This window comes from Sphingopyxis terrae subsp. terrae NBRC 15098 (genome assembly GCF_001598815.1).
GTDB lineage: Bacteria > Pseudomonadota > Alphaproteobacteria > Sphingomonadales > Sphingomonadaceae > Sphingopyxis > Sphingopyxis terrae.
This window is the reverse complement of the sequence record NZ_BCZQ01000012.1, coordinates 69825-84689: the sequence shown is the minus strand read 5'-3', so window position 1 is coordinate 84689 and position 14865 is coordinate 69825. Positions and strand designations below refer to the sequence as shown.

At 64.7% G+C, this 14865-nt stretch carries 12 protein-coding genes and 1 tRNA gene; 3 read left to right on the top strand and 10 right to left on the bottom strand.

The window, feature by feature from the left end:
* Nucleotides 1-16 precede the first annotated feature (16 nt).
* Genes STE01S_RS07795 through STE01S_RS07785 form a run of 3 tightly spaced genes read left to right on the top strand, consistent with a single transcriptional unit; the run spans nucleotide 17 to nucleotide 2900 of the window.
* On the top strand, nucleotides 17-922 hold the full coding sequence (locus tag STE01S_RS07795; RefSeq protein WP_062766636.1) for an ABC transporter permease: 906 nt from the start codon (nucleotides 17-19) through the stop codon (nucleotides 920-922).
* Nucleotides 922-1767 carry an ABC transporter permease gene (locus STE01S_RS07790; RefSeq protein WP_062766633.1) on the top strand — a complete coding sequence of 282 codons (846 nt, stop codon included), beginning with the start codon at nucleotides 922-924 and terminating at the stop codon, nucleotides 1765-1767. The genes STE01S_RS07795 and STE01S_RS07790 overlap by 1 nt, the downstream gene beginning before the upstream one ends.
* 2 nt (nucleotides 1768-1769) lie before the next feature.
* A complete protein-coding gene (locus tag STE01S_RS07785) occupies nucleotides 1770-2900 on the top strand; it encodes an ABC transporter ATP-binding protein (protein WP_062766630.1) in 1131 nt (376 codons plus the stop codon).
* Nucleotides 2901-2995: 95 nt separating this feature from the next.
* Here STE01S_RS07785 and STE01S_RS07780 read toward each other — a convergent pair whose 3' ends face one another.
* The 10 genes from STE01S_RS07780 to STE01S_RS07735 all read right to left on the bottom strand — a co-directional run bounded on the left by STE01S_RS07780 (nucleotide 2996) and on the right by STE01S_RS07735 (nucleotide 14769).
* On the bottom strand, nucleotides 2996-3931 hold the full coding sequence (locus STE01S_RS07780; RefSeq protein WP_062766627.1) for a DUF808 domain-containing protein: 936 nt from the start codon (nucleotides 3929-3931) through the stop codon (nucleotides 2996-2998).
* 138 nt (nucleotides 3932-4069) lie between these two features.
* The gene (locus tag STE01S_RS07775; RefSeq protein WP_062766624.1) at nucleotides 4070-5443 is read right to left on the bottom strand and encodes an aspartate aminotransferase family protein; all 1374 of its coding nucleotides are present in this window, start codon (nucleotides 5441-5443) and stop codon (nucleotides 4070-4072) included.
* Between the two features lie 205 nt (nucleotides 5444-5648).
* Nucleotides 5649-6389 (bottom strand): gamma-glutamyl-gamma-aminobutyrate hydrolase family protein, encoded by a 741-nt coding sequence (locus STE01S_RS07770; RefSeq protein ID WP_062766621.1) that lies wholly within the window; start codon nucleotides 6387-6389, stop codon nucleotides 5649-5651.
* 45 nt (nucleotides 6390-6434) lie between these two features.
* Entirely contained in the window at nucleotides 6435-7406 is a 972-nt protein-coding gene (locus tag STE01S_RS07765; protein WP_062766618.1) for a glucokinase, read from the bottom strand.
* Nucleotides 7407-7533: 127 nt separating this feature from the next.
* Nucleotides 7534-7610 (bottom strand) — tRNA-Arg (locus tag STE01S_RS07760).
* A gap of 44 nt (nucleotides 7611-7654) precedes the next feature.
* Nucleotides 7655-8182 (bottom strand): DUF1254 domain-containing protein, encoded by a 528-nt coding sequence (locus STE01S_RS07755; RefSeq protein ID WP_062766615.1) that lies wholly within the window; start codon nucleotides 8180-8182, stop codon nucleotides 7655-7657.
* A gap of 1 nt (nucleotide 8183) precedes the next feature.
* Nucleotides 8184-8759 (bottom strand): DUF1214 domain-containing protein, encoded by a 576-nt coding sequence (locus tag STE01S_RS07750; protein WP_062766612.1) that lies wholly within the window; start codon nucleotides 8757-8759, stop codon nucleotides 8184-8186.
* Between the two features lie 4 nt (nucleotides 8760-8763).
* Nucleotides 8764-11424, bottom strand: a complete 2661-nt coding sequence (gene ppdK, locus STE01S_RS07745; RefSeq protein ID WP_062766609.1) for a pyruvate, phosphate dikinase — start codon at nucleotides 11422-11424, stop codon at nucleotides 8764-8766.
* Between the two features lie 112 nt (nucleotides 11425-11536).
* Nucleotides 11537-13891 carry a glycine--tRNA ligase subunit beta gene (glyS, locus tag STE01S_RS07740; RefSeq protein WP_062766606.1) on the bottom strand — a complete coding sequence of 785 codons (2355 nt, stop codon included), beginning with the start codon at nucleotides 13889-13891 and terminating at the stop codon, nucleotides 11537-11539.
* A complete protein-coding gene (locus STE01S_RS07735; protein ID WP_231292896.1) occupies nucleotides 13888-14769 on the bottom strand; it encodes a glycine--tRNA ligase subunit alpha in 882 nt (293 codons plus the stop codon). The genes glyS and STE01S_RS07735 overlap by 4 nt, the downstream gene beginning before the upstream one ends.
* Between the last annotated feature and the right edge of the window lie 96 nt (nucleotides 14770-14865).

The following is a 14865-nucleotide window of genomic DNA, read 5'->3' as shown; positions in this document are numbered from 1 at the left end:
AAGGGGCATCGGGGGGATGGCCGAGCAGGACTGGAAGGCGAACAAGCGGGTCTTCGCGGCGGTGTCGGTTCCGACCCTGCTGTGGACCCTTCTGTTCTTCGTCATCCCGATGGCGATCGTCTGGTTCTACAGCTTCGGCGAGAATCGCGGCCTGACCGAGATCGAATTTTCGGGCACGCTCGAAAATTACAAGCGCGCGACCGAATTTCTCTACCTGTCGATCTTCGGCAAAAGCTTCGCGGTCGCGGCGCTCGTTACGCTCATCTGCCTGATCGTGGGCTTTCCCGTGGCGATGGCGATCACCTTCGCGAGCGAGAAGTGGCGGCCGTGGCTGCTGCTTGGCATCATGCTGCCCTTCTGGACCAATTTGCTGATCCGCACCTATGCGCTGATGATGCTGCTCGGCACCCAGGGCTTCGCCAACAAGGGGCTGGGCGCGCTGTGGGACGGCGCGAGCTGGCTCAAGACGCTCGTCGGGATGCAGCCGCTTCCGACGTGGGAGCCGGTGCAACTGCTCTTCAACAATTTCGCGGTCGTCTTCGGGCTGGTTTACGTCCATCTACCCTTCATGGTGCTGCCGCTCTATGCGGCGCTTGACCGGCTCGACCGCAGCCTGATCGAGGCGAGCCTCGACCTTGGCGCGGGGCATTTCCGCACGATCATGCGCATCGTCGTGCCGCTGGCCGCGCCGGGCATCGTCGCCGGCGTAATGATCACGCTGATCCCCGCGCTCGGCGCCTATCTCACACCGGACCTGATGGGCGGGACCGACAGCCAGATGATCGCGAACGTGATCGAACGCCAGTTCAAGAAAGCGAACGACTGGCCCTTTGGCGCCGCGCTCTCCTTCATCCTCATCTACGCGATGTTCATCCTGATCGCGCTGCAATCGATGCGGCGCAAGGTGCCGGAGGCGCGCTGATGGCGATCTTTTCCCGCACCCCGCGCGCGCCGCTGGAATATAGCCGCACCCTGTGGATGCGGCTGTGGGTCGGCGCGGTCATGGTCTTTCTCTACGCGCCGCTGGTCGTGCTGATGATCTTCAGCTTCAACGACAGCAAGCGCAACGTCGTCTGGCGCGGCTTCACCTTCAAATATTATGACAAGGCCCTCGGCAACGACGTGCTGGTCGAGGCGCTCGTCAACTCGCTCACGATCGCGGCGCTCGCGACGCTTATCAGCCTGATCCTCGGCGCGGTCGCAGCAGTGATGCTCTGGCGTTTCCGCTTCCCGTTGAAGGGCGCGGTCGACGGAACGATTTCGCTGCCGATCATCGTTCCCGAAATCTGCATGGGCGTCGCCTTCCTGATCTTCTTTGCCAAATGGCTCGAATGGCCGACCAACCTGATCTGGCCCTTCAATCTCGGCGCGATCATCATCGCGCACATCACCTTCTGCTTTCCGTTCGTGACGATGGTGGTGCGATCGCGCCTCGCGACCTTCAACCGCGAGCAGGAGGAAGCGGCAAAGGACCTTGGCGCCGGCGAATGGGCGGTGTTCCGCGATGTGCTGATCCCGCACATGCGCCCGGCGCTGATCGCGGGCGCGCTGCTGTCCTTCACGCTCAGCCTCGACGATTTCGTCATCACCTATTTCACCAGCGGCCCCGACACGATCACCTTCCCGGTGAAGGTCTATTCGATGGTCCGCTTCTCGGTGACGCCCGAAGTCAACGCGGCGTCGACGCTGCTCATCCTCCTCACCATCCTGCTCACCGCCGTCGCGCTGAAACTTCAGGGCGTCAAAGCCATTGCGGAAACCCACTGACCATGACCGACGCGCCCAGGCCGATCATCCAGATCCAGAATGTCTCTAAACGCTTCGGCAAGGTGACCGCGGTCGATAACGTCAGCCTCGACATCATGGCGGGCGAGTTCTTCGTGCTGCTCGGCCCGTCGGGCTGCGGCAAGACGACGCTGCTGCGCATGATCGCCGGCTTCGAATTGCCGACCGAAGGCCATATCCTGATCGACGGGCAGGACATGGCCGGTATCCCGCCGAACAAGCGGCCGGTGAACATGGTGTTCCAGAGCTATGCCGTCTTTCCGCACATGAGCGTCGCCGACAATGTCGCCTACGGCCTCAAGATCGCTGGCGTGCGCGGCGGCGAAGTCAAGGACCGCGTTGCCGAAGCGCTCGAGCTGGTAAAGCTCGGCGGCTTCGAAGACCGCATGCCCGACCAGATGTCGGGCGGCCAGCGGCAGCGCGTCGCGCTGGCGCGCAGCCTCATCATGCGGCCGAAGGTGCTGCTCCTCGACGAACCGCTGTCGGCGCTCGACGCCAAATTGCGCGCGCAGATGCAGTTCGAGCTCGCCGACCTGCAGGACCAGGTCGGCATCACCTTCGTCACCGTGACGCACGACCAGGACGAAGCGCTGTCGATGGCGAGCCGCATTGCGGTGATCAACAAGGGCGACGTGGCGCAGCTCGCCGGGCCTTCGGACCTGTACGAATATCCCGCCAACCGCTTCGTTGCCGATTTCGTCGGTTCGGTGAACATCTTCGAAGGCAAGCTGACGCTCGACGAACCCGATCGCGCCGCGGTCGATTGCCCCGGATTGGGGCGCGTCTATCTGAACCATGGCGTGACCGGTCCGCATGGCGCCGACGTCTGGGTCGCGCTGCGACCCGAGAAAATCTATCTGCACGTTCCGGGCGAAGGCAAAGCGGTGCGCGCCGCGGCGCAGGATGCCCCCGAGGGGCATAATTTCGCGCGCGGCACGATCAAGGGCATGAGCTATCTCGGCGATATCACCCTTTACGACATCGAACTCGAATCGGGTGCACGGCTACGCGTGTCGCGCCCCAATCTGTCGCGTCACGACCAGGAGGATTTCACCTGGGACGACAAGGTCAGCATGCACTGGCGCGCCGACAGCCCGGTGGTGTTGCTGGGCTGACGGCAACCCTTGCACCATCGTCACCCCGGACTTGATCCGGGGTCCATGACTTCCGGTGCCGCGGTGGATCCCGGATCAAGTCCGGGATGACGAAATCAATGGGCCTTCTTGCCCGGCACGAAGTGCAGCACGCCGACGATCACGCTGCCGAGCAGCAATCCGAAGATGCCGTCGCCGGTCGCCTTGATGAGCCACGTCCAAAGCCCTTCGAGCGGCAGTCCGCCCGCGACCGAATGAGCCAGCAATTCGAGCGCTTCGGCAATACCGCCGATATGATATTCGTGCAGGCCGTGCAGCACGATCTGCCCGCCGACCCACAACATGGCGGCCGTGCCGATCGTCGCCAGCGCGGCCAGCAACTTCGGCATGAAATCGACGAGCCCGCGCCCGATCGCGCGGCGCGCCCTGTTGCCTTCCTTCGCCATGTGCAGACCGATATCGTCCATCTTCACGATCAACCCGACCACGCCATAGACCGCGATGGTAATCAGCACGGCAACGACGGCAAGCGTGGCGCCGCGCATCACGAGATGTTCGTCCAGCACTTCGTTGAGCGCGATCACCATGATTTCGGCCGACAGGATGAAGTCGGTGCGCACCGCGCCCTTCACCATCACTTCTTCATGATTGCGGTCGGCGACGATCTCGGCATCTTCCTCCAGGCTCGTCCTGTCTTTCTGCAGCGCGTGGATGACCTTTTCCGCGCCCTCGAAGCAGAGATAGGCGCCGCCCATCATCAACAGCGGCGTAATCGCCCAGGGCAGGAACGTCGACAGCAGCAACAGCGCCGGCAGGATCAGCACCAGCTTGTTGAACAGCGATCCCTTGGTGATCCGCCAGATGATCGGCAGTTCGCGATCGGGGGTGAAGCCGGTGACGTAACGCGGCGTCACCGCCGTATCGTCGACCACCACCCCCGCAGCCTTGGCCCCGGCCTTCGATGCCGCGGCGCCGACGTCGTCGATGCTCGCGGCGGCGACCTTGGCGATGGTGGCAACGTCATCGAGCAGCGCAAAAAGGCCGGATGGCATGGGGGTCGATCCTCTTACTGGATATAGGCCCTCAACCCGCTCGTCCTGAGCGTGTCGAAGGACCGTTCTTCTCTTCACGTCTAAAGAAGAAAACAGTGCTTCGACAAGCTCAGCACGAACGGGAATGGCAAGAAATCGCTAGAGCGCCCGCAGCTTCGGCATCACCTCGTCGAGCGATTTGCGGATGATCGCCACCATCTCGTCGATCTGTTCGGTGGTGATGACCAGCGGCGGGCACATGACGAGGCTGTCGCGGATACCGCGGACCATCAGTCCGTTTGCAATGCACGCGTCGCGCGCCATCGGGCCGGCGGTCCCTTCGGCGCCGCCGAACCGCGCGCGCGTTTCCTTGTCGGCGACGATCTCGACCGCGCCGAGCAGGCCGATCGAGCGCGTTTCACCGACGAGCGGATGATCGTCCAGCGTCGCAAGCGCTTTCGCCAGATGCGGCCCCGTAACGCTGCCGGTGCGTTCGACCAGCCCTTCGCGTTCGATGATCTCGATATTCTTGAGCGCGACTGCCGCAGCGACCGGATGGCCCGAATAGGTAAAGCCGTGGACGAAATCGCCGCCGGTCTTGAGCACGTCGACGACATGGCTCGCCACCGCTGTCGCCGAGATCGGAAGGTAGCCCGACGAAAGCCCCTTCGCCATCGGCATCAGGTCGGGGGTGAAACCCATGGTTTCATGCCCCCACATCTTCCCGGTGCGCCCGAAGCCGCAGATGACTTCGTCGGCCACGAGCAGCAGGCCATATTTGCGCACCACCGCCTCGACCTTCGGCCAATAGCCCTTGGGCGGGATGATGACCCCACCGGCGCCCTGAACCGGCTCCCCGATGAAGGCGGCGCAATTTTCGGGACCGACTTCCAGAATCTTGTCCTCGATCGCAGCCACGCAGGCATCGCAGAATTCCTCCTCGGTCATCCCCTGCCCTTCGCCGTAGAAATAGGGCTGGCGGACATGTTCGACGCCGGGAATAGGCAGGTCGCCCTGCGCGTGCATGGCCTTCATCCCGCCGAGCGATACGCCCGCGACGGTCGAACCATGATAGGCATTCCAACGGCTGATGAAGACGGTCCGTTTTGGCTCGCCCTTGAGTTTCCAATAATGGCGCACCATACGGAACACCGTGTCGTTCGCCTCGCTGCCCGAGGCGTTGAAAAAGATGTGCGGCAGGCGCCCGCCGGTGAGCTGGGCGATCTTGGCCGCGAGCGTCACCGTCGGTGGCGTCGCGGTCTTGAAGAAAGTATTATAGAAGGGCAGCTCGCGCATCTGCGCCGCCGCGGCCTCAACCAGTTCCTCGCGGCCATAGCCGACATTGACGCACCAGAGGCCCGCCATGCCGTCAAGGATACGGTGGCCGTCGCCATCGACGATCGTGCAGCCTTCGGCATGGGTGATGATGCGGCTGCCGCCGAGTTTTTCGATTTCGGCCCAGTCGGCCTGCGCGGGAAGATGATGCGCGACGTCGAGGCGGCGCAGTTCGGCGATGTCGTGATTACGGGGCATGTTTCTGATCCTGAAATTCCCCTCCCGCAGGCGGGAGGGGTTGGGGGTGGGCACGCGCGAAGCGCGCTCCGAAGGACGAGAGGATGGACGTTCGCCTGTGGCTCACCCCACCCCCGCCCCCTCCCGCCAGCGGGAGGGGCGTTCTTCAATCAGGGCGAAAAGCTGATCCGCGCGAGATAGCGATCATATCGGGTGACGCGGCGGTTCATAGTTCGCCTCTTAGCGCGCGGCCGAGAAGGTGGAAATAGGTCTGGCTCTGATCATTGCCGTCGGTCGCCCATTCGGGGTGCCATTGCACCGCGAGCAACGGCGCTCCGTTCGGCCGCGCGCTATAGGCTTCGACCAGTCCGTCGGGTGCACGCGCTTCGACCTCCAGGCTGTCGGCGAGCGCGCCGATGCCCTGATAATGAACCGAATTGACCTCGAGCGAGGGCGCGGCATAGGCCGACGCAAGCAGGCCCCCTTCGACGAGATCGACCTTGTGCCGATGATCGAACATCGCGTCGAAAGCGGCATCGTCGGGCGCGTGATGGTGCAGCAGTTCGTCGCTCGCCGACGTATCGCGGCGCAGCGTTCCGCCCAACGCCACGTTGATTTCCTGAAAACCCCGGCAGATGCCGAACAGCGGGCGCTGCGCGGCGACCGTCGCTTCGACAAGCTCGATCATCATCCGATCGCGATCGGGGTCGAACGGCCCCTCGCCTTCCACCATATCGCCATAGAGCGCCGGCGCGACATTCGACGGCGTTCCGGTGAGCAGCACGCCGTCGAGCCGTCCGACGATCTCGCGCGCGTGCATATGGTCGGGAAGCGACGGGATGATGAGCGCCGCGCAATCGGCGTAGCGCATCGCGGCGGTCGCATAGCGGTTGATCACCGTTTGCGCGACCTCTGTCCCGACGGTGCGGTTGCAGGCGATAATACCGAGGACGGGGCGCGCGGACATGCCCCCTTGCTGCCGCCTTTTGCGCCCTCGCGCCAGCGGATTTTTTCAGCGATGCTGGCGCGCGAATGCCGCAGCGGCACCGAAAAGGCCGGGCTGCGGGTGGGTAATCAATTTGACCGGGATCGCCGCCATGAAATTCTCGAAGCGCCCCTTGGCGACGAAGCGCTCGGGGAAACCCGACCGGACGAGCTGGTCGCGGATACGCAGGCCAAGCCCCCCCGCGATCACGACGCCGCTGGCCCCCTGTGCAAGCGCAAGGTCGCCTGCAACGCTGCCGAGCGACAGACAGAAGCGATCCGCAGCCGCAGCCGCCAGCGCATCCTCTCCGCTCATCGCCGCTGCCCATATCGTGCGGTCATCGAGCGGAGTGATCGCGCGTCCTTCCATGCTCGCCAGCGTTTCATAAATATCGACGATGCCGGGACCGGATACGATACGCTCTACCGACACGCGGCGATGGCGTTTGCGCAGCCGCGCGAGGATGGCGTCCTCGATGCTGTCGAGCGGCGCGAAATCGACATGTCCGCCTTCGGTCGCCTGGACGCGATAGTCGGTCCCATCGCGCCATACATGCGCGACGCCAAGCCCGGTCCCGGGGCCGATAACGCTGACCGTTCCCATTGCGGGAAGCGGCTCGTCAGGGCCTGTCAGCCGCTCGAAATATTGCGCCTCGGCCTGCGCGACCGCATGACCGACAGCCTCGAAATCATTGACCAGCGTATAGCGGTCGACATTCAGCTTCTCGCCGATCAGCGCCGGGCGAATGATCCAGGGATTGTTGGTGAAGCGAATGATCTCGCCGCGCGTCGGCCCCGCGATCGCAATGGCGACGGCGCGCGGGAGCGCACCGCCCTGCCGCCGCTCGAAATCCTGCCAGGCGGTCTGAAAGCTGGCGTGGTCTTTTGTATGCAGCGTCGTTTCGGGCCCGAGCGAGACAACGCGGCCGGCCGCCACCTCGGCGATCGCGAAACGGGCGTGCGTGCCGCCGATATCGACCGTGACGATGGCTTCGCTCATGACTCTCCCTCGCCGGTCCATCATGGCCGGATCGCGTCCGGAATGTCGCAGGCCCGGCAGCGATGCAACAGGGCATAGCTATGCACGGTCGCGCCCGCGAATCCTGAATTTCGATGTCGAAGGGGAATGGCGCACCCGGAACGATTCGAACGTCCGACCCTCAGATTCGTAGTCTGATGCTCTATCCAGCTGAGCTACGGGTGCGTGGAGCGGTGCCTTTAGGAGCAGTCGGCGGGGCGTGCAACCCCCTATTTCGACTTTGTGACGGTTCGACAGGTCGATTGGCGGCGAATTGCGTCGAGCGACCCGATTTCCGCAGGATTCTTCAGCAGCAGGCGAATCAGCGCAATCCCGCGATCGTGGCCGACGCGCACCACTTCGGCGCCCGGCGGCACCACCTGCCCTTCGCGCGCGACGATGATTCGATAGGGTTTTCCGCCCGCTTCGACGTCATTGCGCACGAAGGCGACGTCGGTCGCGGCATCGAAGATGCTGAGCGAAGAATAGCGCCCCGGGACCGGCACGACCATAATCTCGAGCGGCCCCGCCGCAAGGTCGAACGGACAGCTGGAATAGGCAAGATCGGGGCTCGGCCGCACGACAGGCTGGCGCGCGGGCGTCGCGAGCGGCCCCTGCGACATCTGATTGATACCGCCGCGGCCAAGCCGGTCCATCGCAATCTTCATCATGCCATAGGGGATGGCGGCGATGGCCGCATAGCCGGCCGCGAGCGCGACGATCAGCCCGAAAGCGAGCGGTCCGATCCAGCGGCGCATGTCAGCACCCCTCCTTGACGATCGCGGGCAGCGCGGCCGCCGATGGCCCGGCGCGGACGCCAGCGCCCGGATTGTACATGCGCAGCGTCAGGTCGAACGGCTGCCCCTTGATCCCGGGAAGCCAAGCGCCATCGGCGGGCCGGTCGGGCGCGATGGTCACATGCCATTCGCCCTTGTCGTCGAGCGGGACACTGGCGCCGTTGACCGACCAGATATTCGCGGCATTGGCGACCAGATAGCCTTTGGCGTCATAGACGGTCACGCTCCACCAGCGCGCATCGAGCGGCTTTCCCGACAGACGGTAGCGGCAATTGCCGTCGAGCCGCGCGCCCGAGGCGTCGGTGCGCGCCATCCAGTAGAGCGTCTCCTTTGCCGGCAGCGCGAGCAGCCCCGACCGCGCGACCATCGCGCGCGTCAGCGGATCGGTCGCCTTCGTCCCATAGCCGAGCGACGTCGTCCACGGGCCGTTGCGGATCGCGCCATCGCCGAGCCCGCCACGGGTCAGGCCCCAGGCGCCGCCGAGCCCCACCGCTATCCCGCCCACCAGGGTGATCGCATAGCGGTGCCAGCTCTTCATGGCGTCATCCCCTCTTCAGCGCCGCCTGTGCTGCTGCCAGACGTGCGATGGGCACACGGTAGGGCGAGGCGCTGACATAGTCGAGCCCGGTCTGTTCGCAGAAGTGGATGCTCGGCGCATCGCCGCCATGCTCGCCGCAAATGCCCATCTTGATCCCCGCGCGGGCACCACGGCCGCGCTCGGCGGCGATCTCGATCAACTGCCCGACGCCGTCGACGTCCAGGCTGACGAACGGATCGGTCAGGAAGATGCCCTTGTCGACATATTGCGTCAGGAATCGGCCCGCGTCGTCACGGCTGATCCCGATCGTCGTCTGCGTGAGGTCGTTGGTACCGAACGAGAAGAATTCCGCCGTTTCGGCGATCTCGCCCGCCATCAGCGCAGCGCGCGGCAGTTCGATCATCGTCCCGACAAGATAGGCGATCTCGCGCCCCTTTTCGGCGAACACCGCCTTCGCCTGCGCGTCGACGACCGCCTTCATCAGATCGAATTCGCGGCGCGTCGCCACCAGCGGGATCATCACCTCGGGGATCGGCGCCGCGCCGGTTTCGGCAGCGACGTCGCACGCCGCCTCGAAGATCGCCCGCGCCTGCATCTCGTAGATTTCGGGGTAAGTGACGCCAAGGCGGCAACCGCGGTGGCCGAGCATCGGGTTGAATTCATGGAGTTCGTTCGCCCGCGCCTTCAGCGCCTCGACCCCCACCCCTGCCGCGGCGGCGACATCGGCAAAATCCTCCTCGCGCGTCGGCAGGAATTCGTGCAGCGGCGGGTCAAGCAGCCGGATCGTGACCGGCAGCCCCGCCATCACGCCGAAGATCGCCGCAAAGTCGCCGCGCTGTTCAGGCAGCAGCTTGGCGAGCGCGGCGCGGCGGCCGTCCTCGCTGTCGGCCAGGATCATCTCGCGCACCGCAGTAATCCGCGCGGCGTCGAAGAACATATGCTCGGTGCGGCACAGCCCGATGCCCTCGGCACCGAAATCGCGCGCGACCTGCGCGTCGGCGGGGGTTTCGGCGTTGGTGCGCACCTTCATGCGGCGCACCTTGTCGGCCCAGCCCATCAGCGTGCCGAAATCGCCGACCAGTTCGGGCTGGAGCGTCGGAACCTCGCCCGCCATCACTTCGCCGGTCGATCCGTCGAGCGTGATGACATCGCCTTCGCGAAGCTCGCGCCCCGCGACGCGCAGCACGCGCGCATTGCCGTCGATCGCCAGCCCGCCGGCGCCCGAGACGCAGGGGCGCCCCATGCCGCGCGCAACCACCGCCGCGTGGCTCGTCATCCCGCCGCGCGCGGTCAGGATGCCCTTGGCGGCGTGCATGCCGTGAATATCCTCAGGGCTGGTTTCGACGCGGACGAGGATCACCGCCTCACCCATGCCCGCCGCCTTTTCGGCGCTGTCGGCGTCGAACATGATCTTGCCCGACGCGGCGCCGGGGCTGGCCGGGAGCCCCTTGGTCAGAACGTCGCGCGGCGCCTTCGGGTCGAGCGTCGGGTGGAGCAGCTGGTCGAGCGCACCCGGATCGACACGGCCGACCGCTTCCTCTTCGGAAATCAGCCCTTCGGCCGCCATTTCGACGGCGATGCGCAGCGCCGCCTTGGCGGTGCGCTTGCCCGATCGCGTCTGCAGCATCCACAGCGTCCCGCGTTCGACGGTGAATTCGATATCCTGCATGTCGCGGTAATGGGTTTCGAGCGTGTCGAAGACGCGGCCCAATTCCCCGAAGGTTTCGGGCATCGCCTCTTCCATCGACAGCGGCTTTGCCCCCGCCTTTTCGCGCGCGATTTTCGTCAGATACTGCGGCGTGCGGATGCCGGCGACGACGTCCTCTCCCTGCGCATTGATCAGCCATTCGCCGTACCAAGCGCGCTCGCCGGTCGCGGGATCGCGCGTGAAGGCAACGCCGGTCGCCGATGTGTCGCCCATATTGCCGAACACCATCGCCTGCACATTGACCGCGGTGCCCCATTCGCCGGGGATCGAGTTCAGGCGGCGATAGACTTTCGCCCGGTCGCTTTCCCAGCTCGCAAAGACGGCGCCGATCGCGCCCCACAGCTGGTCCTTCGGTTCCTGCGGAAAGGGTGCGCCGGTCTCGCGCTCGACGATCGCCTGATATTCCTTGACCAGCGCCTGCCAGTCTTCAGCCGACATCTCCGTGTCGAGGAAAAAGCCCTTGTCTTCCTTGGCGATTTCCAGCGCTTCCTCGAACTCGGCATGGTCCAGGCCCATGACGACGTCGGCGTACATCTGGATGAAGCGGCGATAGCTGTCCCACGCGAAACGCGGGTCGCCCGAGGCTTCGGAAAGCCCCGCGACGGTCGCATCGTTGAGCCCGAGGTTGAGGACGGTGTCCATCATCCCCGGCATCGACACGCGCGCGCCCGACCGGACCGAAACGAGCAGCGGGTTCGCCGCGTCGCCGAACCGCTTGCCGGTGATCCCCTCGATATGCGCGATGCCATTTTCGACGTCGGCGGTCAGCCCGTCGGGAAACGCTTCGCCGTTGGCGTAATAGGCGGTGCAGACGTCGGTGGTGATCGTAAAGCCCGGCGGGACCGGCAGGCCGATCGACGCCATTTCGGCAAGGTTCGATCCCTTGCCGCCCAGCAATTCCTTCGAACGCTCGGCCGTCGTGGCCGCGCCGCCGAACAAATGCACCATCTTCGTCATGTCTTACTCCTGCTGCCCCGGGGAGGAGGTCGCGGCTGGATAGGTATGCAATCGCGGTTGGTCGATTCAGTTTTACTTCGTTCGTTATAAGCTCTGGCGGATAGCCGGCGCGTCAGCCCTCGATCTTCGAGAAATCGGCAACGCCATGCACCGCGCCGGTAAAGCGCGACAGCAGGCCGAGCCGATAGGCGCGCACCGCTTCGTCGGGATCGTTGACCATCACGCCGTCGAAAAAGGCATCGATCGGCGCGCGCAGGCTGGCGAGCGCCGCCATGGCGTCGGTAAAGCGTTCGTCGGCAACCGCAGCAGACGCCGCGGGCTCGGCGGCGTCGAGCGCGGCGAGCAGCGCCTTGTCCACATCCGTCGCCCCCGCGAAGGCGGGGGCCGTTATCGTGGGAGCAGTGCCGCCAGCGGTCCCCGCCTGCGCGGGGACGACGTCTTTTTCGGCTTGCTTCAATATATTCGCCGCGCGCTTGTAGCCCGCAAGCAGATTGGCGCCGTCCTCGGTCGCCATAAACGCCTGCAACGCCTTCACCCGCGCGAGCAGGCGAACGAGATCGTCCTCGCCGCCGAGCGCAAACACCGCGTCGATCAGGTCGTGACGGACGCCGGCTTCGCGCTGCTGGACCTTGAGGCGGTCGGCGAAGAAGTCGAGCAATTTTATAATGGATGCCTGAGCGACGGCGTACCTCGCGGCCGATTGCTCAGCTTCGACCAGAAATTTATCTTCCAGCACGGACTGGCTCGCAGCGCTTTCGTCTGAAAGGAACTTCTTCGCGGGAGCAAGAACGCGCTTTACGTGCTCCCGATCAATTGCTTCTGGTACTGCAAAAGACTGAAAAATTGGAACAATCATTCCATTGTACGTCACCGCGCTCAAGGAAAGCCTGATCGCATTTGACTGTATGATACGAATAATTCCAAGCGCGGCGCGGCGAAGCGCAAAGGGATCCCTAGATCCTGTCGGGACTTCTTCGATTCCGAAGAATGCCATGATCGTATCCAGCTTGTCCGCCAGCGCTACAGCCACCGTCACCGGCGCGGTCGGCACGTCATCGCCCTGCCCGACCGGCTTGTAATGATCGCGGATCGCGTCAGCGACCGCGTCGGGCAAGCCTTCGGCCCGGGCGTAATAACCGCCCATCAGGCCCTGCAATTCGGGGAATTCGCCGACCATCTCGGTGACGAGGTCGGCTTTCGCCAATCGCGCGGCGAGTTCGGCCTGGTCGGCCAATTCCTCGCGAGACACGTCCATGTTCCCCCGCGAAGGCGGGGGTCCAGAGCGTCCATCCGCTGTGGGCCCATCTCCGCTCTGGGTTCCCGCCTGCGCGGGAACACTCGAAGGCATAATGATGCCTTCCTCGACCAGCCAGCGCGCCAGCTTGGCGACGCGCTCGACCTTGTCGGCTACGGTGCCGAGCTTTTCGTGGAAGGTGATGTTCGCCAGCTTCTCGGCGTGCTGTTCCAGCGTCTTCTTCTGGTCCTGCTCCCAGAAGAAGCGCGCATCCGAAAGCCGCGCCGCCAGCACCTTGCGATTGCCCGCGACGATCTCCGCGCCGCCGTCCTTGGCGTCGATATTCGCGGTGCAGACGAAGCCGTTGGCGAGCTTGCCGTCCGTCCCGTTCACGACGAAATATTTCTGGTTCACGCGCGCGGTAAGCTGAATGACCTCGGGCGGCACCTCCAGGAAGGCTTCGTCGAAGCGGCCGAGCAGCGGCACCGGCCATTCGGTGAGGCCCGCATTCTCGATCACCAGCCCCTCGTCCTCGACAAGGCTCAGCCCGGCGTCGGCCGCGGCCTTGGCGGCGCCATCGCGAACGATCGCCTGCCGCTCCTCATGGTCGACGATGACGTGGCAGGCGCGCAGCTTTTCGGCATAATCCGCCGCCGATCCGATGGTGATTTCGCCGGGGCAATGAAAGCGGTGGCCGCGCGTCACGAAGCCGCTGGCGATCCCGCCGATTTCGCACGGCACCAATTCGTCGCCGAAGATCGCGACGATCCCCGACAGCGGGCGCACCCAGCGCAGGCTTTCGCTGCTTGCGCTTTCCTTGCCCCAGCGCATCGACTTGGGCCAGGCAAAGCCGCGGACGATCGCGGGGATCGCCTCGGCGAGCACCTCGGCCGTCGCACGGCCGGGCTTGTCGATGACGGCGAAGTAAACGCCATCGCGATCTTCGAGTTGATCCTGCGTCAACCCGGTCTTGCGGAGGAAGCCTTCGAGCGCCTGCGGCGGCGCACTGCTGCGCGGCCCTTTGATTTCCTCGCTGACCGCAGCGGTCGCTTGCGGAAGCCCCTTTGCGATCAGCGCAAGTCGGCGCGGGGTCGACCAGATGGTCAGATTGCCGACGTCGATGCCCGCCGCTGCCATCTGCGCGCGGAACAGCTTTTCCAGCTCGGCACGCGCGCCCGCCTGCATCCGCGCGGGGATTTCCTCGCTGCGCAGTTCGAGAAGAAAATCGGTCACAGCACCCACCCCGGATATTTTTCGGTCCAGCGTTCGGACTGGCTGTCGATCCACGCCTTGCAGCTTCCCTTCGCGAGGTCGCGGACGCGCGCCATGTAATTGGCGCGTTCCTGCACGCTGATCACGCCGCGCGCTTGCAAGAGGTTGAACAAATGGCTCGCCTCGATCGCCTGGTCGTACGCAGCAAGCGGCACATTCGCCGCAATCGCGCGCTTGCATTCGTCTTCGGCCGCCTTGAACCCCGCGAACAGCGTATCGGTGTCGGCAACCTCGAAATTCCATTTCGAGAATTGGCGCTCGTTTTCGAGGAAGACATCGCCATAGCTCAAACCCGGCACGTCGCCGACGGGGTCGGAAAACCTGAGGTCGTACACATTGTCGACATTCTGGATATACATGGCGAGGCGTTCGAGCCCATAGGTCAGCTCGCCCGCGACGGGTTTGCAGTCGAAGCCGCCCATCTGCTGAAAATAAGTGAACTGGGTGACTTCCATCCCGTCGCACCAGACTTCCCAGCCCAGCCCCCATGCGCCGAGCGTCGGCGATTCCCAGTCATCCTCGACGAACCGGATATCGTGGAGCAGCGGATCGATGCCGATCGCGGCCAGGCTGCCGAGATATTGTTCCTGCAGGTCGGCGGGCGACGGCTTCAGGATCACCTGATATTGATAATAATGCTGAAGGCGGTTCGGGTTCTCGCCATAGCGGCCGTCGGTCGGGCGGCGGCTCGGCTGGACATAGGCGACATTCCACGGCTCCGGCCCCAGGCTGCGCAGCGTCGTCGCCGGGTGAAACGTCCCCGCGCCCACCCGCATGTCATAAGGCTGCAGGATCGCACAGCCCCGCGCGCTCCAATAATCGTGAAGCGTCAGGATCATGTCCTGAAAGCTGAGTGGTTTCTTTTCTGCCGTATCGGCCACGAGTCCACATCTTTCGCAGGTGCAACAATCGCCGCCGCCCTTGGCGCAGCGGGC